22 protein-coding genes and 1 pseudogene are annotated in these 18,464 nt (G+C 51.6%); 5 read left to right on the top strand and 18 right to left on the bottom strand.

Going from position 1 to position 18,464, the window contains the following annotated elements; all coding sequences use genetic code 11:
- Window positions 1-7: 7 nt before the first annotated feature.
- Window positions 8-892, bottom strand: a complete 885-nt coding sequence (locus ACKXF7_RS08775; protein WP_423741082.1) for a carbohydrate ABC transporter permease — start codon at window positions 890-892, stop codon at window positions 8-10.
- An 87-nt stretch (window positions 893-979) separates the two neighbouring features.
- On the bottom strand, window positions 980-2,353 hold the full coding sequence (locus tag ACKXF7_RS08770; protein ID WP_055184864.1) for a carbohydrate ABC transporter substrate-binding protein: 1,374 nt from the start codon (window positions 2,351-2,353) through the stop codon (window positions 980-982).
- A gap of 415 nt (window positions 2,354-2,768) precedes the next feature.
- Between ACKXF7_RS08770 and ACKXF7_RS08765 the strand changes: the two genes are divergently transcribed.
- The 5 genes and pseudogenes from ACKXF7_RS08765 to ACKXF7_RS08745 all read left to right on the top strand — a co-directional run.
- Window positions 2,769-3,635 carry an AraC family transcriptional regulator gene (locus ACKXF7_RS08765; protein WP_348583056.1) on the top strand — a complete coding sequence of 289 codons (867 nt, stop codon included), beginning with the start codon at window positions 2,769-2,771 and terminating at the stop codon, window positions 3,633-3,635.
- A gap of 19 nt (window positions 3,636-3,654) precedes the next feature.
- Window positions 3,655-4,764, top strand: a complete 1,110-nt coding sequence (locus ACKXF7_RS08760) for an aminoglycoside phosphotransferase family protein (RefSeq protein WP_348585179.1) — start codon at window positions 3,655-3,657, stop codon at window positions 4,762-4,764.
- A 156-nt stretch (window positions 4,765-4,920) separates the two neighbouring features.
- The gene (locus tag ACKXF7_RS08755) at window positions 4,921-5,406 is read left to right on the top strand and encodes a DUF5131 family protein (protein WP_418266538.1); all 486 of its coding nucleotides are present in this window, start codon (window positions 4,921-4,923) and stop codon (window positions 5,404-5,406) included.
- Between the two features lie 14 nt (window positions 5,407-5,420).
- Window positions 5,421-5,858 (top strand): alpha/beta fold hydrolase, encoded by a 438-nt coding sequence (locus ACKXF7_RS08750; protein WP_418266537.1) that lies wholly within the window; start codon window positions 5,421-5,423, stop codon window positions 5,856-5,858.
- 34 nt (window positions 5,859-5,892) lie between these two features.
- Window positions 5,893-5,985: pseudogene (locus ACKXF7_RS08745) on the top strand (alpha/beta hydrolase); the annotation flags it as partial.
- Between the two features lie 80 nt (window positions 5,986-6,065).
- Here ACKXF7_RS08745 and ACKXF7_RS08740 read toward each other — a convergent pair.
- The 16 genes from ACKXF7_RS08740 to ACKXF7_RS08665 all read right to left on the bottom strand — a co-directional run bounded on the left by ACKXF7_RS08740 (window position 6,066) and on the right by ACKXF7_RS08665 (window position 18,441).
- The gene (locus ACKXF7_RS08740; protein ID WP_418266536.1) at window positions 6,066-6,518 is read right to left on the bottom strand and encodes a peptidyl-tRNA hydrolase; all 453 of its coding nucleotides are present in this window, start codon (window positions 6,516-6,518) and stop codon (window positions 6,066-6,068) included.
- Window positions 6,519-6,530: 12 nt separating this feature from the next.
- Window positions 6,531-7,118, bottom strand: coding sequence for a pentapeptide repeat-containing protein (locus ACKXF7_RS08735; protein WP_418266535.1), 588 nt, complete (start codon window positions 7,116-7,118; stop codon window positions 6,531-6,533).
- A 12-nt stretch (window positions 7,119-7,130) separates the two neighbouring features.
- Window positions 7,131-7,580, bottom strand: coding sequence for a low molecular weight protein-tyrosine-phosphatase (locus ACKXF7_RS08730; protein ID WP_423741081.1), 450 nt, complete (start codon window positions 7,578-7,580; stop codon window positions 7,131-7,133).
- A gap of 57 nt (window positions 7,581-7,637) precedes the next feature.
- A complete protein-coding gene (locus ACKXF7_RS08725; RefSeq protein ID WP_317421033.1) occupies window positions 7,638-8,414 on the bottom strand; it encodes an HAD family hydrolase in 777 nt (258 codons plus the stop codon).
- Window positions 8,399-8,860, bottom strand: coding sequence for a DUF523 domain-containing protein (locus ACKXF7_RS08720; RefSeq protein WP_348583046.1), 462 nt, complete (start codon window positions 8,858-8,860; stop codon window positions 8,399-8,401). Before ACKXF7_RS08720 ends, ACKXF7_RS08725 begins: the two co-directional genes overlap by 16 nt.
- Before the next feature lie 85 nt (window positions 8,861-8,945).
- Entirely contained in the window at window positions 8,946-9,245 is a 300-nt protein-coding gene (locus tag ACKXF7_RS08715; RefSeq protein WP_348583044.1) for a helix-turn-helix transcriptional regulator, read from the bottom strand.
- A gap of 265 nt (window positions 9,246-9,510) precedes the next feature.
- Window positions 9,511-9,804: a helix-turn-helix transcriptional regulator gene (locus ACKXF7_RS08710; protein WP_348583042.1), complete on the bottom strand. Its 294-nt coding sequence runs from the start codon at window positions 9,802-9,804 to the stop codon at window positions 9,511-9,513.
- A gap of 532 nt (window positions 9,805-10,336) precedes the next feature.
- On the bottom strand, window positions 10,337-10,714 hold the full coding sequence (locus ACKXF7_RS08705) for a desulfoferrodoxin family protein (RefSeq protein WP_348583040.1): 378 nt from the start codon (window positions 10,712-10,714) through the stop codon (window positions 10,337-10,339).
- 110 nt (window positions 10,715-10,824) lie between these two features.
- Window positions 10,825-11,490, bottom strand: coding sequence for a DNA/RNA nuclease SfsA (sfsA, locus tag ACKXF7_RS08700; protein ID WP_348583039.1), 666 nt, complete (start codon window positions 11,488-11,490; stop codon window positions 10,825-10,827).
- A 14-nt stretch (window positions 11,491-11,504) separates the two neighbouring features.
- A complete protein-coding gene (locus ACKXF7_RS08695) occupies window positions 11,505-12,587 on the bottom strand; it encodes a hypothetical protein (protein WP_423741080.1) in 1,083 nt (360 codons plus the stop codon).
- Window positions 12,588-12,605: 18 nt separating this feature from the next.
- Window positions 12,606-13,124 (bottom strand): O-acetyl-ADP-ribose deacetylase, encoded by a 519-nt coding sequence (locus tag ACKXF7_RS08690; protein WP_423741079.1) that lies wholly within the window; start codon window positions 13,122-13,124, stop codon window positions 12,606-12,608.
- Window positions 13,125-13,134: 10 nt separating this feature from the next.
- Entirely contained in the window at window positions 13,135-13,662 is a 528-nt protein-coding gene (locus ACKXF7_RS08685) for an isochorismatase family protein (RefSeq protein ID WP_423741078.1), read from the bottom strand.
- A 114-nt stretch (window positions 13,663-13,776) separates the two neighbouring features.
- Window positions 13,777-13,995 carry an HFLK protein gene (locus tag ACKXF7_RS08680; RefSeq protein WP_097793250.1) on the bottom strand — a complete coding sequence of 73 codons (219 nt, stop codon included), beginning with the start codon at window positions 13,993-13,995 and terminating at the stop codon, window positions 13,777-13,779.
- Window positions 13,996-14,084: 89 nt separating this feature from the next.
- Window positions 14,085-16,082, bottom strand: a complete 1,998-nt coding sequence (locus ACKXF7_RS08675; RefSeq protein ID WP_423741077.1) for a phospholipase D family protein — start codon at window positions 16,080-16,082, stop codon at window positions 14,085-14,087.
- 103 nt (window positions 16,083-16,185) lie between these two features.
- Window positions 16,186-18,129 carry a DEAD/DEAH box helicase gene (locus ACKXF7_RS08670; RefSeq protein ID WP_423741076.1) on the bottom strand — a complete coding sequence of 648 codons (1,944 nt, stop codon included), beginning with the start codon at window positions 18,127-18,129 and terminating at the stop codon, window positions 16,186-16,188.
- A 12-nt stretch (window positions 18,130-18,141) separates the two neighbouring features.
- Entirely contained in the window at window positions 18,142-18,441 is a 300-nt protein-coding gene (locus ACKXF7_RS08665) for a hypothetical protein (protein WP_423741075.1), read from the bottom strand.
- Window positions 18,442-18,464 lie beyond the last annotated feature (23 nt).

Raw genomic sequence — 18,464 nt, 5'->3', positions numbered from 1 at the left:
TCCCTCCTTAAAATTCCAGCGTATCGCGGTTGGTGACCTTGTTGACACAGGCGGACAGCGCAAACGAGAACAGGAAGATGACCACGCCGATGGCCATGCTGTAGCCGTAAAGACCGGCGTCCTTCTGGCTGTACATATAACTCAGCGCCACATCCGATGCGCCGTTGGGGCCGCCGCTTGTCATGGCCTTGACGAAGAGGAAGGCCATGTTGATGGTGGAGATGATAAAGAAGGTGAGGGTGGTACGGATATTCGTCCAGATGAGGGGGATGGTGATCTGGAAGAACTGGGTCAGCCGCCCGGCACCGTCCAGATTGGCGCTCTCGTACAGGCTGATGGGCACGGCAGACATGGAGGCCATGTACATGACCATGTAGTAGCCGATGGCCTGCCACACCATGGCAACGATGATGGAGGGGATGACCAGTTTTTCGCCTTTCCACAGGATGGGGTCGCTCATGTTGCGGAACAGGCCGATGATGCTGTTCAGCATGCCGTTTTCCGGCTTATAGATGGCAGAGAAGATGCCGGAGATGACGACCACGGACAGGATGTTGGGGATGTAGAAGATGATGCGGAAAAAGTTCTGGCCTTTGATCTTCTCCCGGGTGAGGATGGCGGCAAATACCAGTGCAAAGGCGAAGGTGATCAGGGTGACCGTTACCACCAGCAGGATCATATTCTGCATGGAGCGGATGAACTGGGCGTCCCGCAGCAGATGCTGGAAGTTTTTAAGCCCCACAAAGGTCTCGTTGGGAGAATAGGCACCCCGCTCATACAAACTCATGCGGAACACGTTGAGGGTGGGCAGGATCATAAAGAGGAAAAACAGGATGGTAGCCGGTGCCACACAGAGGAATACGAACCGTTTGCGGCTTTTATCCGTTCTCATAGGGGATTGACCGCTCCTTTCTTGATGGTACTGTACAGCCCAAAAAAGCGGAGGCGGTAAAAACCGCCCCCGCTGGGCAGGGCTTAATTACTCGATGATGTTGGCGCGCATCTGGTCGCTGGCGGACTTGATGCCGTCGATCCACTGCTGCTCGGTCATGCTGCCGGACACCAGAGAGTTGACAGGGTCGAAGAACACGGTGCGCACTTCCACGCCGGGGATGGCGCTGAAGGCTGCAAAGTTGCCCATGGCGGCCTTTGCGCCGTTGTCGTAGATGGAGTAGAACATCTTGTTGTCGCCTTCCAGACTGTCGGCGATGCCCAGCACAGGCTGGATAGCGCCGCTCTCGGCAAACAGCTTGCAGGCTTCGTCGCTGTACAGGTAAGCCACGAACTGCTTGGCGGCATCCTGATGCTCGGCACCGGCGGGGATCCATGCCTGCTCGAACCAGGTGTAGCTGTAACCATCGCCGCCGGCCTTGACAGCGGGCAGGGCGGTCATGCCCCACTCAAAGCCGTCTGCACGGGGAGCCTCGGCCATCTCGCCCACGATCCAGGTGCCGTTGGGCATGAACAGGGCCTTGTTGTCCAGCACCAGCTGCTGGTTCTGGGTAAAGTCCTGATCGTTGGCCTGTGCGGGGGTGATGGGGTTGGTGTAGGAAGCCAGCTTTGCCACGATATCAAAGCAGGTCTTTGCCTCGGGGGTGTCCCAGATGCCTTCTTCGTAGTGGGTGGCCTTGTTGAAGAACTCCGGGCCGCCGGCAGCGTACATCAGCGCATAGAAGAAGGCGTCGAAGTAGCCGGTGGTGGGGTAGGTGAACAGGTAGGTGCCCTCAGCGGCAGCCTTGTCGCCCAGTGCCCACATCTCGTCCCAGGTCTTGGGCACGTCCCAGCCCTTTTCCTTCAGGAAACCGGCGTTGTAGAACAGGCCGCAGGGGCTGTAGAACATGGGAGCCAGATAGGTCTTGCCGTCGCCGTAGGGGTTGGTCAGGGAGGTGTCGGTAAAGCCGCCGGCGATCTTCTCGCTCACCTTCTTGCTCTCGCCGGGCACGGTCATGCTCAGCACGTCGGTGATGTCGGCGATCAGGTTGCCCTTGATGAACTGCTCGGTCAGGGCAGCCTCACGGCCGGTAGCCAGATGGACAACGTCGGGGTAGTCGCCGCCCTGCATGGAGGGGCCGATGACGTCCTCCAGCTTCTTGTCGGTGGTCAGGTCCACCTTGATGCCGGTCTGTGCGGTAAAGGCCTCGGCGACCTTTTTCCACATATCAGCGCCGTAGCCGGTCTCGATGGCGGCTACCTTGATGGTAACGTCTGCAGCCGCCGCTGCGGAAGAAGCGGCGGTGGAGGATGCCACGCTGGATGCGGTGGAGCTGGAAGAGCCGCCGCAGGCAGCCAGACCCAGTGCAGCGGCGCCAACGCCGGCCGCCTTCAGGAAATTACGACGAGAAATACGATTCATACTGTGTTGCCTCCATCATTTTGTTCCGTTCAAACACAGCCGGGCAAACAGGCTTTGCCCGAAGGACTGTGTGTTTTTCTGCCTCCAATATAAATTCTTTCGCTTCCTTGCTCAAGAGGTTTGTTGTTTCATTTTTTATAGATGTTGCTTTCTGAAAAATTCTTCCAGCAAAAGTGCTAAAAATCTTTTAAAAATTTCAGCATAATCCCCAGCCTGTAACTATTTTGACATATTTCGAAGGGACTTGAGAAACAAAAATATAAAAATTAGCCTAAAATCAGGGCTTGCTTTTTTTGTGTGTTCCCTCTATAATGAGGGTAAAGTGCACGAAACAACGCACCATTTTGGGGTAATGTTTTTAGAATGTTGCGTTTATTTTTAGAAAATTTGCGTTTCCCGAAGGAGCCGATCATCTATGAGTACCCAGCGCTTTGATATCCGCCACGCGCCCGCCCCGCGGGAATCCTTCCGTCTGCTGTACATCAGCAAGAGCCGGTTTGGCGGCGATTGGAACAGCACTGCCCACACCCACTCCTGCACGGAGCTGTTCTACTGCCTCAGCGGCGAGGGACAGTTCTACCTTGCCGGGCAGCTGTTCCCGGTAAAGCCGGACGATATGGTCATTGTGAATCCGCAGGTGGAGCATACCGAGCTTAGCCTGAACGCCTCGCCCTTGGAGTATATCGTGCTGGGCGTTGCCAGCATGGAGTTTTTGTTCAGCAAGGCGGATACGAACTACGCCATCTTCAATTGCCGGGAGAACCGGGAGCGGATGGTTACGTTGCTGCACATGCTGCTGGCCGAGGCCGACCGCAGCTTAGACGGCTGCGAGACCGTTTGTCAGGACCTGCTGGAGGTACTGCTGATCTGGCTGGTGCGCTGCACCACCATTTCGCTGCAGCTGGAGGAGGCTGCCCCGACCGAGAACCGGGAGTGCGCCGAGATCAAGCGGTATCTGGACACCAACTACCGCGAGGATATCTCGCTGGACCTGCTGGCAGAGCTTACCCACCTGAACAAATACTATCTGGCCCACACCTTCCAGCGGGAGTACGGCATTTCCCCCATTACTTACCTGAACCGCCGCCGCATTGAGGAGAGCAAGCATATGCTGGGCAACACCAGCTACAGTCTGGCGCAGATCAGCGAGCTGATGGGCTTTTCCTCCCCCAGCTATTTCTCCCAGTGCTTCCGCAAGGCGGAGGGCATGACCCCCAACGAATACCGCCGTCAGACGCGGCAGGGAAAACGCCCCGCCCCGACAAAACGGCATGAAGTATAACGAAAACGAGGAATTTATGATGAAATCCGTTACCCTTTCTCTGCTCCAGTCTGCTGCAAATGCCTTTGATTTTGGCGGGCCTGTGCTCTGCGATGCTCACCACTATGGTGAGGGGCATATCAACGACACCTTTGTGGTCTGGCGGGAAGATCATTCCAAACGCTTTATTTTGCAGCGCATCAACACAGATACCTTTACTAACCCGGTGGGCCTGATGGAGAATGTCTGCGGCGTGACCCGGCATCTGCGGGCGAAAATTCTTGCCGAGGGCGGCGACCCAGCACGGGAAACGCTGAATGTCATCCCAACTTTGTCGGGGTCGACTTGCTATCTGGATGCAGACGGCGGCGCATGGCGTGCCTACGACTTTGTAGAAGATACCATCTGTTTGCAGCAGGTCGGCAGCGAAACCGACTTCCGCACCGTGGCCGAGACACTGGGCAAATTCCAGAACCAGCTGGAGGATTACCCAGCCTCCACCCTCCACGAAACCATCGCCCGCTTCCACGACACGCCCAACCGCTATGCCAATTTTGAAAAAGCCCTCGCCGCCGATGCACTGGGCCGGGCAAAAAATATCACGTCGGAAATCGAATTTATCCATGCGAGGGAGCAGGACTGCCATGTCCTGCTGGATCAGCTGGCAGCTGGCGAAATTCCTCTGCGCGTCACCCACAATGACACCAAGATCAACAATGTCCTCATTGATGCCGCTACCGGAAAAGGCATCTGTGTCATTGACCTCGACACCGTGATGCCGGGACTTTCGGCCTACGACTTCGGCGATTCCATCCGCACCGGTGCCAACGACTGCGCTGAGGACGAACCTGACCAGAGCAAAGTCCATTTTGACCTGCATCTGTACGAAGTGTTCGCCAAAGGGTATCTCTCCACTGCCGGGGCATCCATGAGCATGGCAGAAAAAAAGAGCCTTGCATGGGGTGCAAGGCTCATGACGCTGGAATGCGGCATCCGTTTTCTGACTGACTATCTGGAGGGCGACCATTATTTCCATATTGCTCGCCCGGATCACAACCTCGACCGCGCCCGCACCCAGTTCACACTGGTGCGGCAGATGGAAGAGGTTTTCGATCAGATGCTGGAAATCGTCTGCCCGGACAAGCGCTGATTTCGCAATCTCCTCCATTCGGATACAGCAAGAAGCATGGACGCTCTCCTTTTCGGGGGCGTCCATGCTTCTTTTTACAGCTTATCACTACACACCCATCAAATCGTCCTTTGAGGACGCTGGGAGCGTCGAGGACATGATGCGCTGCAGCAAATTATGAAAGCCCTTTTCAGCCCTGACCAAATTCTGTTTGACCTGCCCTTCAAGCACAAGGGCATCATGTGCGCGCCCTTCATCGGGTCAGTAAGCATCCGGCAGTACCTTTCCGCCGGGCAAATCGAGCAGGTCATCTGCGGCGGCGAAAACTATGATGGTGCCCACCCCTGCAATTTCGATTGGGTCAAGTCTCTCCGGCAGGAATGCGTGGATGCCAACGTGACCTTCTGCTTTATCGAGACCGGCACCGTGTTCATCAAGGACGGCAGGCGCTACCACCTGCCAAACAAGCAGCTGCAAAGCCGAATGGCCTGTAAATCCGGTATGAACTTTCAGGGAAGGCCCATCCGTTTTGACCTCGTGGACGACTGGGGCTACCCCATCCCGCAGGAAGATCTCTATGTGCCTCATTTCCGCGCAAACTGCGAGACCTGCGGCAGCAAGTTGATCTGCAACGGCTGCAGCGATTGCGGAAAATGCTTATAAAATAAAGGAGTTCTATGAAGAACCAGAAGAAAAAATCGTTTCCCCGCAGAGTGTTCCTCTGCCTGCTGGCTGTTTTGCTGGCCGTCTATGCTCCCCTCCTGCACGACCTTGCCGAGGACGGCATTCTGTGCGTGCTGGTCAAGATGCCCTGCAATCTGGCCGTACTGGACATGAACGCGGCGGACAGCATCCCGGAACGCTTTTCCGAAGTCACAGACTGGTACATCGGCGGACACTCGCTGGGCGGGGCCATGGCGGCAAGCTATGCGGCCAAGCACACCGATGAACTGGACGGTCTGGTGCTGCTGGCGGCCTACTCCACCGCCGACCTGACCGACAGCGGCCTGCGGGTCTATGCCGCCTACGGCAGCGAGGACGGCGTACTGAACCGCGAAAAATACGAAGCCGACCGCACGAACCTCCCACAGGACACTACCGAAACGGTCATTTGACGGCGGCTGTCATGCCGGGTTTGGCAGTTACGGTGCGCAGAAGGGCGATGACGCGCCTGTTATCTCCGCCGAGGAACAGCAACAGCAGACAGCGGATGCACTGGCGGCATGGATGAATCTTCAATAAAAAGCAAAATATCCCGACCATTTTCCTGTATGTCACAGGAGAATGGCCGGGACTATTTTTATTATTCCGCGAACCAGCACTCAATACAAATGGAACTTATGGCTGATCTGGTGTGCAATTTCATCCGGCAGCGGGCGGAAACCGATGCAGGTCAGGGTCATGCCTTCTCCGTTTTCATCAAATTCTTCCGGCTCCAGCTCGGTGTGGCAGGCATCCCGGATAAGGAAGAAGTCTTTGTTTTCCACAAGGCTCAATTCCTCGGCAATTGTCTTTGCTTTCAGCAGTTGATTGCGGTTCTTTGCCCCGCAGATAGTTTTGGTAAAAGAGCCATCGAACCATTCTTCATAGGTTGCTTTCTCCAACATGATTTCTGCCCGATAGCCGGTAATTTCTCCGTTTTTCTCAATGGGTTCCACGCCCTGTCCCATGCCGATGGGGTCGGTGAGGAATGCCAGCGAAGCATGGCAGCACTGCGCCGCCAGCTTACCGGGAGACATCTGCAGATCTTTTCGGGCAATGATGAGTTGACGCATTTTCTCTCCTTCTTACGACAGCTTGATCTTCAAATCTGCCAACAGATTCACCGCTTCCGGCAGGGAAAATTTCGCATCCTTCAGGCGGCTGCCCAGAATGTCCACCCTATAACCGGCGGCATCCCGGAAATCCGCCTTGCGCAGGTCACACTGGTAGAATTCCGTTTCGTGAAGTTCCACGCCCTTGAAATTCGCCAACTGCATCTCGCATTTGGCAAACATGGAGCCGACGATCTCGTTTCCGTCTGAAAAGTTGAAGCGGTTGAAGTTCATTTCGGTGAAGGTGTTATATTTCAGACTGCACTCTTTCAGCGTGTGGATAGGGTCCGGGAAGGCACCGTTGGACATCAGCGGTGCCCACTCGATTTCATTCAGGCGGCAGTCCTCAAAATCCAGCGACTGCACTGAGGAATGGGTGCTGCGCAGACCTGTGATCTCACACCGCGCGAATTTGCACTCGTTCAGCGTGGTATGATCCAGTTCGCATTTGGTAAAGGAGCAATCCACAAACACGCAGTCGGTAAAGTCGCAGTCCTCAAAAGTCTCCTCGGTGAACGACAGGTCAGCAAACCGTTCACCTTCACAATAACGCTCTGTCATAAAATTCTCCTGTCAGCGCAGTTCTTCCAGCAAAGCTGTGCAGCCTTCCAGCACATCCTGCCAGGTAGCTTCAAAGTCCCCGGTATACCACGGGTCGGCCACATCGCCGGGGCGGCGGGTATGATCCATCAGCAGAGACACTTTATGCTCCGGGTCGCCGCCCACAAAGCGCGCCATATTGCGCAGGTTGTTGTGATCCATGGCGATCAGGTAATTGTAGGTTTCGTAATCCCTCCGGGTCATCTGCCGGGCGGTTTTATCCTCGCAGGAGATGCCGTGCTCGGCCAGCTTCCGCCGGGCGGGCGGATAGACCGGGTTACCGATCTCCTCGGTGCTGGTGGCGGCGGATGCGATTTCAAATTTATCAGAAAGCCCGGCTTTGGCCGCCAAGTCTTTCATTACAAATTCGGCCATTGGGCTGCGGCAAATGTTGCCGTGGCAGATGAAAAGCACTTTCGTCATGTCAAAATATTTCCTTATATCGTATCATTTTGAATTTTGCACACATGCGTGCAAAATTCAGTTCTGCTTCAAGAACTCCCGCAGCACATCCTCTGGGCGGGGTGTATGGTTCGGGTACTTTTCCCGCAGCGGTGCGGCGGCACCATCCATAATGTAGGGCACACCCACAATGTCCAGCATCGACACATCGTTATAATTGTCGCCAAAAGCCATCACATCGGCAAGGGCGATGTCCAGAGTCTTGCAGATGCTGCGCACACCGATGCCCTTGTTGGCAAAGGTGGTGTCGATCCAGTACGGCCCTGCCACAGCGCAGTTCGCCTCTTTCCATCGTGGGACAAACCGTTCCGTGTAAGATTCTACGCCTTCGTGCAGATACACCGATACTTTTGTGATCTCCTCCGGCACCTCGGAAGGGTCATGGATGATTTGATAATTGTTCCCGATGAACTGAATACGCTTGAGCATTCCCAGACCCCGCTCCATCAGGTATGCAGTATTCTGACCTGAGAGCATCACTTCACCCTGCCCGTCGCTGCGGGTCCACAGGTCGTTGGCGATTTCTTCGGCCAGTGCACGGGGCATCGGGTTCTTGGCGATGCACTGTTCGTCTTTATAGATCACGCCGCCGTTCTCACAAAGAAACACACAGCAGTCTGCCACCGGTGCAAAGAGCTTGCGCAGGCTGGTATACTGCCGGCCGGATGCCGGGCAGAACAAAATACCGCGCCGATGCAGCTCCCGTATCTGTTCAAAGATCTCGCCTTCCAGCTCTTTCCTGCCGTATTGCAGCAGCGTACCGTCAATATCGCTGCAAATCAGTCTGATTGACATTTTCCGTCCTCATTTTTCAAGATAATTTTAGGCAATTCCCCGGCATCCAGAACACGGATGCCTTCGTCCATCAGCATCTTGGCAAAAACACCCTGTCCGGGAATCTTTGTCCCAGAAAACGTTCCGTCGTAGATTTCCTTCACGCCGCAGCTGGGACTGCGGGATTGCAGGATGGCAAGCTCCACCCCATTTTCTTTTGCAATGGCAAGGGCTTTCGCTGCACCTGCCCGGAACTCCCGGTCCACATTGATGCCCTCTTTGTTCGTGACAACGCCCTGCGCGATTTCCGCCGGGCACCGCGGTGTGGGCAGGCCGCCCAGCACCTCCGGGCAGACCGGAACCACCTGATGCCCCCGCGCAAAATCACAGACCGCCTGATTGTAATTGTTTCCGCCGCTGTATTTGCAGTTTTCGCCCAGCAGGCAGGCGCTGACCAGAATCTTCATTGTTGCGCGCTCCGTTTTTCAGATACTGAATCTTTTCCCTATTCTACCACGCTTTTGGGCATTGAAAAAGAGGATTTTGCTTTTCCTATCCCCATACCGGGAGGTCCGCCGTAATCTTTTCTAATTCCTGTGCAAGAAACGTCAGTCTTTCCCTCAGATGGTTGTTATGCGGTGCATCTCCGTTCAGCAGATAGTCCGTTCTGACATTCAGGCAGGACGAAAGATCCTGCAGCAACTCAATCGAGCAGCAGCGGCTTCCCGTTTCAACTTTTGCAAGATGGTTCGCACTAACGTTCAGCATTATACTCAACTGTTTCTGTGTAATCCCTTGCTTTTTCCGCAAATCGCGGATACGTCCGCCGAATTCTTTTGCATCAAATCGCATTGTTCAATCCTTTCCTTTGCGCCGAAAACACAAACAGGCCGAGACTCCTTTTCCGAGTCCCGGCCTATTTTCAGCTTGAAAATGCACAATGACCGCGACTCGATGGAGCTGCTCTTGTGAGCAGCTCACGGAGTATTATCAGCCTTTAATGCATTTCAGGCAATTTTCCCTCTTGCGCAACTGAAACTTGCGCCATGGCGATATTATAGCAAGTGTTTTCATCACTGTAAAGCACTAAAACATACTGTTTCAGCAACAAAACTGCTCATTTTTCTGCGATTTGCTTTGGTGGCTGCAATTTTTTCTTGAGGTCATCCAGCATCTTGCAAACCAATATACTGTTTTCAGAACAACCTTTCAGCAGGAAATCGCTGCTGACTCTCATTGCGTCCGACAGGCGTCCCAAGTGGTCTACTCCCAGATTGCGCTGTCCTTTTTCCAATGCGCGAAGCTGCTGCACTGAAATTTCAGCTTCTGCTGCAAGCCGTTCCTGCGTCCAGCCTTTTTCGAGGCGGCTTCCGCGGATTCTGTTGCCGACTTGCACTTTGTCATAACTCATATTCGGTCGTCCCTTCTGCTGCTACGCAGCGGTTTGGGCGGAGGAACTGGGTTTTGTTTGCAATCCTCCCTGCGATAAAGATGCTTTCTCCTTTTCCGCATATCAGGATAATGCATGCGGATTCAAATTCGACTTTATTTCACAAAAGCGAATTTGCTCATAAATTACCACAGAGTATTTTTTCCGTCAAGTCCTTTTTTGCGGCGGAACGTGACAAATTCACACAACAAACTCACAAGAATGAATATCTGCATTCGAATCGCACATATTTCACTATAAACTCGTTTCAAAAACATCAATATGTCTTAGTTTGCAGCGCAACCATATCAAATTTTCTACGTTTTTCACAGGTCTCATTTTCACGATTCCACGCAAAAAATTGAACGCTGTCAGCGTTTAACAAACGCATATAGTGTGCCTACTCATTTTATCCATCCCATTTATACACAGTTCCGAACCAAAAGAACCGCATAAAGTTCTCATCAAAAAACAGGGAGTGACATCAAATCACTCCCCGTTTGCATTGATTGTATCAGAGTTTCGTCATCCAGAGCCCATGCAGATTGCAGTATGCGTAAACGGCCACCGGCTTTTCACTTCCCAGTTCAAACACCGCGTTGGGAGCCCGCCCCAGATTCAGATAGCGGATCTGCCCGCCGTTCTCAGTCTCCACAAAAATCCACTGAATATAGTGAACATCCGCCATGGGGTGCTCCACCGCGCCCACTGTGACCGTGAGACGACTGCCGGAAAGCTCTGCCACCGGCAGATGCTTCTCGCCGCTGGCTTCCACCGTATTGGGAACCAGCTCTTTCATTTTCTCCCCGCAGCAGACCAGCGGAGCGCCTGCGTTATGGATGATAGTGACGAGGTTGCCACAGTGATTGCAGATGTAAAACTTTGCCTTCATATCGAAATCCTCCATTGGAATGTTATCGGTGTGTTTCTTGTATCTATATGATAACATTTCCTATTTATGATTTCTGTAACTGAATCACGCAAAGCGTTTTTCTGCCGTCTTCACCCTTCCCTCTGCTCCACGATTTCCAGACTATCCCGCCCTACATGGCAGAGCAAAAACAGCACTTGCACACCTGCACCCTTTGCTTCGGCCAGTGCCGTGCCAAACTCCGGCTGTGTGCTGACATTTGGCCGCACCTCGGTGATGCCTTCCATCTGAATCACAAAGGCCACAGCGCACTGATATCCTGTCCGCTGTGCCTGCGCCAGTTCGTGCAGGTGCTTCACACCGCGCTCGGTGGGTGCATCCGGGAAATAGCCGATACCGTCCACTTCCAGTGTGCAGCCCTTGACCTCCATCAGATACTTTTGCTCACCCTTTTCCATATAAAAATCAATGCGGGACTTGCCATAGGTGAATTCCGGTCTGATATAGTCGTAGCCCTGTTTTGCAAGCCACTCCCCTACCACCTTATTGGGTGCCTGACTGTCCATATTGACCCAGCCAAGACCTTGCTTGTGTACCGCCACAAGGTCGTATTTCGTTTTGCGTTTCGGGTTATCCGACACTTCCAGCCGAACCGCCGTGCTAGGCAGCAATAGCTCTTTGCACCGCCCGGTGTTCTTGACATGGACGGTTTCCACTGCTCCATTCACTTCCACATGGGCAATAAAGCGGTTGGGACGGTCAACAAAAATGCCGTCTGCGATTTCTCTGTATTTCAATCTTTACTCCATTTTCAGTACAGGATTCGGGAGCTATGCCCATCCTGTTTACCAAGATACAGTTCCACGATCATCCTGCCGCTTTCACTGTTGCAGAGTTCTTCCTTGCAGTAGCCGCAGAGCTTTCCTTCCGCTTCCGATACATAGCGGTGCAGCGGTTCCTGCAGTTCCTTCGGGATGCTGCTCCATGGAATGACATAGCTCATGCCCGTATCCCCCACATCCACGATGCAGGCCCGTTCACTGTCCTCATCGGACAAAATCAGGTTCACCAGAAACACATCCGCAAACGGTGCCCCCTGATACTCTGCCTTTTGCCGTCTGCGCTCCGTCCGAAGCTCATTCAGCGCTTGATTCAGGTCATTTTCTGGCAGCGTGGACTTATACAACAGGACATGCAGTTTCTGCTCCACCGCCCCACTGTCATTCTGACCGTTGGCCGAGAGTTCTACATCTGCATGGATGGCGCAAATTTGTTTCTGCATCGTAGTGCGCAGAGTTTCCAGTTTCTGCTGCCGTTCTGCTTCCAATTGCTGTGCGGACTTTTGATGTACTTCTTTGGCTTCTGACTGTTGCGCAGCATGCTCCTGCTTGGGCTCTGGCTTAGGCTTTGACCGTTCGCCGTGCTTTTTTGCGTCAGCCTCCGAAACGTTTTGCCCTAGTACAGTCGGCACCGACACGCTTTTGGCACCGCTTTGTGCTGCCGATGCTTTCTGTGCCGCAGAAGGACGCTCCTTTCTCTTTGGTTTTACCGACCGCATTGCACCTGTGCTCGTGCTTTTTGCCTCCGGCCTTGGTGTTTTCACCGCTGGAACAGCATTTTTAACATTTTCCGGTCGAACCCGTGTCTGCGTCTGCCAGAAATCGCTGCCTGTGCGCTGATAATAGGACTTTTCCGCTCGTTTCCGGCTGCTGCGCACACCATCACAGATCCACGAAAAAATCAGGTAGCGCTCCAGTGTGTTCCAAAAGCTGCTGCGCCGATGGCAGGGTTTATGCCGTCCACGGGACGCATACACAATCACTGACAAGCATCCGAAGAACAGAAATCCTGTCGCAAAACCGATCCCTGTAAACAGCTTTTTGAAAAAGCCCATCTCTCACACCTCTTCCGGTTACAGCCTTGCCTGATACACCCGCTCCGTCCGGGCATCGAAGCAGCAGAAAATCACCTGCATTGCGTAATACGCATGTGCTTCCAGCCACTGCGCCACTGTTTTGACCGCAATCTCCGTGGCATCTTCCAGCGGGTAGCCATACACACCGGTCGAAATTGCCGGGAACGCAATGCTGTGGACGTCATGCTCTTTGGCAAGGTCCAGCGAATTGCGGTAGCAGTCCGCCAGCTGCGCAGCATCCTCTGCCACGCCGGAGTAAATCGGCCCCACTGTATGAATGATGTACTTTGCTTTCAGCCGGTAGCCCTTGGTGATTTTTGCTTCGCCGGTGCGGCAGCCGTGCAGCGTGCGGCACTCCGCCAACAGTTCCGGCCCTGCTGCCCGGTGGATGGCACCATCCACACCGCCGCCACCCAACAGACTGCGATTGGCCGCATTCACGATGCAGTCGCAGTCCAGCTTAGTGATGTCGCCCTGCACCACTTGAATCTGATTTTTTACTTTTTCAGAAATCATTGTAAACACCTCACTTTTTGAGCAGCTCCAGCGCCTTGTCCATGGGCACACAATCGGTATAGCGATCCGGCCAGAGGAACTCATTATAATAGCGGTAGCTCTGCTCCCCCGTCATGTACTCGTTGTCCTGCGTGGAATTTGCATAGGCAGGAACGATCATGTGCAGGCCATGCTCAAAGCCCGCCTCCACCGTTGCATTGATGCAGAAGTCGGTCATGATGCCGCAGACCATCACGTCTTTTTCGTCCTTTTCCGTCAGATATTCCAGCAGGCCGCTCTCTTTTTTGAACGCACTGCATACAGTCTTGACGAACCGTTTTTCAGTCAGCAGTGGCGCAAACCCGGAATAGACCTCGAATTCATCGTCCCCGATGGAGAGACCGGTGCCGGGCCCATCGTCATGCTGGACATAGACGACCTCGATTCCCTGTTCGCGGGCAGTCCGGATCAGCTTCTTGATGTTGCTGACAAACGTTTCAAACGCGTACAGGCGTTCATCCACGATACCTTTTTGTGTATCCTCAATCAGTAAAACCATGTGTAAGCCCTCCTGTGTATCTTTGGTTTCATCCTACCATAGACCGTTGCTTTCTACAAGCGGATTCAAAAAATCCCCACAGGGAAAACCTGTGTTTCACCTGCAGGGATTGATTCAGCCACCCAAGACGATCAGGATCAGCACCACGACCACTGCAATAGCGATCAGGCAGCCGCACCCGCTGCCGTCCCCGCCGCCACCGCCATTGTTGTTGTGGTTTCCGCCACCACCACCGCCGCCGGACGAGCCGCCGAAGTTGCGGTTGAACGCCGTCATGTACTGGGCATAGCCCGTATCGCCTTTGCCGAAGTAACCATAATCACCGTTTGACATTGTTTTGTCTTCCTCAGAAATATATTTTTTCCCTTCTGAGGTTCATTTTATCGAAAGCGATGTCCAACAAGCATCTCTTTCAAAGCATTTTATGCAAAAATCTTTGAAAGCCATGGAAATAACGGTTTCTTAAAAGTGATACCAAAGAACTTCTGCGCCTCCTCCAGATTCATCATCAGGCAGTCTCTGGACTTACGTACTTCCAATGTCTCTGGCAATTCTTTCAAAATTCTGTCGGCCTCATATGTCGCACCCGCATTATAGCAGAGTTCATTTGTTCGGGGATAAATTTCAAATGAATCCTTGCTGGTTTTCCATGCATTTTGAATTGTTTTTATTGCGTAGCTTCCCGTTACTTTCTCGCTGAAATAATCCTCAAGACTCAAAACTCGAATATATTCTGGCAGCGTTTCCGGCCCATACTCTTTGAAAACATTCATAAGGACCTGTGACGATGCTTTCAGAATATCAGGCGCTTCATCCTGTTCATCATCTTTCATCAATTCCAGCAATTCCGGAACAATTTCAAGCATCTGTCGCAGATATTCCCGATAAAGTGCCGTCCCAACCTCCCGCTGAACCGTACGCACAATATTGCTGCTCATCACTTCTGTGTTGGTCAGTCCTGCCTGAACACGACAGATCACTGTCCGGCGAATCACTTCCGGTGCAACAGCTTTGACATCTTCATTTGCACTGATCACAACAGCCGGATAGTTTACCAAATGCTCTGCAATCCCAAAATCATCATTCTTGATTGTTTCGATCGCATGTTGACTGAATCTTGTATTTGTCAGATCGTCCACAATAATCGGTGCTCCATGCACCGTTTGTTTAAGGCTATCAATGCTTGATCGCGTAAAATCAGGTGCAGAAATCTTTGTCTTTTGGCCGATCATCATTTTTAGAAGCGTTTCCAGAAAACTTGTTTTTCCTGCTTTGCTTTGTCCATAAACAAGCCCGAACACCGGATAAGGTAATGTGTTCTGATTATATCGAACTGCCATATCCCTCATACAGGCCATAAATGGAGAGCAGAAGAACCAGTTTGCAAATTCATAGTATCGGAACTGCATTCCAACATGATCTCCATGGAATTTTTCATATCCATCCATATAACGCAGGAACAATTCCACATCTTTCTCAACTTCGGCCTTCGGAGGGTTCAAATCGAGTTTTTGTTCATTTAATGTCACGTACTTTTCATCCGGCTCAACATCAAGCTGCGGGTACTCACTGCGTTGTTCTTTTTCCAATGTTTTTGCCTCAACCACATGCTTTCGGATGATTTTGATTTTATCTGGCGACAGCAGAATTTTTCCTTTTTTATCCGGTTTCGGGACGCATGGTTTGAATTTTGCTGCAAGTCCCTTTACATCAAGCGCAAAGCGCACTTCCTCTTTCTGATTTTCTGAGACAGGCTGAATCACAACAGCCTTTTTTACTCGAACCGTCTTTGCAATCGGAAGTTCTTCCAGATTTTCACCGTCATCGGCACACAAAAGCGAATCTTTTCCAATTTCGTCCGTGCTTTTTTCTTTTAACGTCTGGTAACACTCCATATACCAGTCAAATGCTTCATCTCCATCCATATAGCAGATATTCTCGCGCTGCCTTCCTTCAAATGCGGCTGCTGACATATTTGCCGAACCCATTATCACGCGTTTTCTACCATCCTTGGCTGAAAGCAAATAGATCTTTTCATGAGAAAGAATATCCCTTGCAACGAAAAGATGCAACGTTCCATTTTCCACACGCTCGGCAAGCTTTTTATACGCTTTATTTCTCATTCGTTCAATCAGCTTGCACTGGTACGCCATCACACTTTGCATGGAGTAATCCATAACATCTTCGCAACCGAAAATAATCTCTGCCTGTTCAAACCGATTCAAAAGTTCACACACAAAACCAATACCGGAAGAATAGGTGATTGCGCAAAGATTATTATATCCGAAAAAAAGCTCCTGCCATGTCAGAGACTCGCATGACTCATAATTCAGTTTAACAACATCCAAGTGCTTTGAGTCTTTTACACCGTTCAAGTTTTCCATAGTTTGCTGCTCATCGAAAAAGGACAAATTCTCCATTCAGATTCATTCCTTTCATTGGTTTTTTCAGCACAATTCAGTTTGAATGCTGCTCTTATTCACATTTTACACCTATATGTGTACTATAATCCTCCCTTTTTAGTCACTTTGGGAATCGTGCATAATATTTTTCAAGGCTCTTGTCGCAGACATCCACAATATGCAGCCAATCTTCCCGTGTCAGTTTGCGGAAGATGATGGGATTCACTTCAACGGTCTCTACATCTTTGCAACGCATCAAAAAACGCATGTCTTCAAAACGCTTGAAAGGATTGGACAGAATGTTCTTCTCCACATCCTTCTTAGTGTAGCCACCCTTTTGGTAGATACTGTTGGGCTTTTCCGCAATCATCCCATGCGCCTTGCGGTCTTCATAAAAGTCAATGAAGTAATCCACCACATCCGGCAGGGCAACTCTGCCATTGCTGTCCATGTACTCATAAATTGCTTTGAGCAGGACCGGCTTATAGGAAAAGCTCATATCCATCGTTTCAATGAATTTCATGAACTTATCTGCCATATTCTGCGGCGTGATGAGATCCCAGCCGTACTGCTTGGCAATGTTTCGGACACTTTCCTCGCGGAAATAGTGGAACATCCGCTTGTCGCCAAACGGGACAGAAAGATCCGGCTTGATTTTTCCATCCTTGATATAACGATCTACCGTTTCGGATTGCACATCTACCATCCGAACAAACTCAATCTGCGAGATCATATCCTTGACGCTGTTCTGCCAATTGAACAAGTCGATGATTTCGTAGTCGTCTACATCAATCGGCACATCCAGCCACGCTTCCGGCTTTTCTCCCTTGAACAGCATGTCCTGATCCAGCTTCCGCTTGTTCTCCGGGGCCAGCACATAGGCCATGGGCTGATATTTTGAAATATCCAGCACCCGATGCAGACTGTAGGGCATATTGAACATATTGGCGTTGTCTACAAAATCAATCACCAGCAGGTCATCTTTTCCCGGACAGCGGCGGGTGCCTCGCCCAAGCTGCTGCATATAGATTGTTTTAGACATTGTGGGCCGTGCCATGAACAGCACTGTGGTATGAGGACTATCCCAGCCCTCATTCAGCAAGTCACAGGCACAAAGAACATTCGTAGAACCGGTTTCGTAATCTTTCAGGATCTTATCCCGGATTTCTACCCGGTCACGCCCGGAAACAGCCTCTGCTTTCACCCCATTGTCGCGCAGCAGCTTCGCAATCTCCGCCGCATGATCTACACTTGCGCAAAAAATCACAGTCTTCTTGCCATTCACGTACTTCAGATAGGTATCAACAATCAACTGATTGCGCTCCGGAATGAACAGCTTACTTTCCAGATCCTGCGAGTTGTATTTGATACCATTGATCCGCACATCGGTTAGATCAATGTTGGTTTTGACCCGGATGCAGCGAATCGGCACCAGTACACCGCGCTCCACTGCAGTCTTCAGGTCCATTTTGTGGGCAACATTCTGGAACAACTCCAGCATATCCTCGCCATCACTGCGCTCCGGTGTTGCAGTCAAGCCCAGAATAAACTTCGGATGGAAGTAGGTAAAGATTTTTTGATAAGTATTAGCCGCTGCATGGTGGCATTCATCCACGATCAAATAATCAAAATCTGTCGGGGAGAATTTTTCCAAATCCTTGGAGATGCTCTGCACCGTGGCAAAAATAACAGTCTGCGAAACATCTTTCTGGCTTCCGGTATATTCCCCCAGTGTAGCCTCTGGCCACACTTTTGCAAACGTATCCTTAGCCTGTGAAGCCAGCTTCAGGGCATTGACCAGAAAGAGCGTTCGTCCGTCCACAGCTTTTGCATCTGTGGCTGCCGTGATGGTTTTGCCCACGCCGGTTGCATGGTACAGCAGCGCAATGGTTTTGCCGTCCTCTCGCATCTTCTGCAGGTTCTCGGTGGCTTCCTGCTGGTAATCCCGAAGTTCGATGGTCTGTTCCATCTGCACCGGCAGGTCTGCTTCAAATGCCTTGAACATGGGGCTGGTGCCCAGAAATGTAATCAGCTCGTCTTTGACCTTTTCCGGTTGCTTTTCCAACTGGCTGTAGATTCAACGGTAGACCTTCCAGTTGTCATAGATCAGGCTGTTCTGTTTCAGGAGGTCATCAGCATACTTATTTTCGGACACCTTGCTGGGGTTATGGTAGGTTTCTCCGTCTATTTCGATTGCTATCTTAGATTCAGGAGATTCCAGCGCAAAATCGATATAGCGGTGCCGACCGTAAATATCCACGCAGGGGTATTGAACCTGCAGATTTTCAGTCTTTTCTGGGCCGAACGCCTCACAGAACAGCTGAACAAACAGTTCTTCCGCACGGCTGTTGACACTGGTTGCTTTTGATAGCTCCATGATGGCCCTCCTAAAATTCAGAT

The organism is Faecalibacterium sp. 7, from assembly GCF_049562865.1.
Taxonomy (GTDB): domain Bacteria; phylum Bacillota; class Clostridia; order Oscillospirales; family Ruminococcaceae; genus Faecalibacterium; species Faecalibacterium wellingii.
The sequence above is the reverse complement of the archived record's forward strand: the minus strand, read 5'-3'. Positions and strand labels throughout refer to the sequence as shown.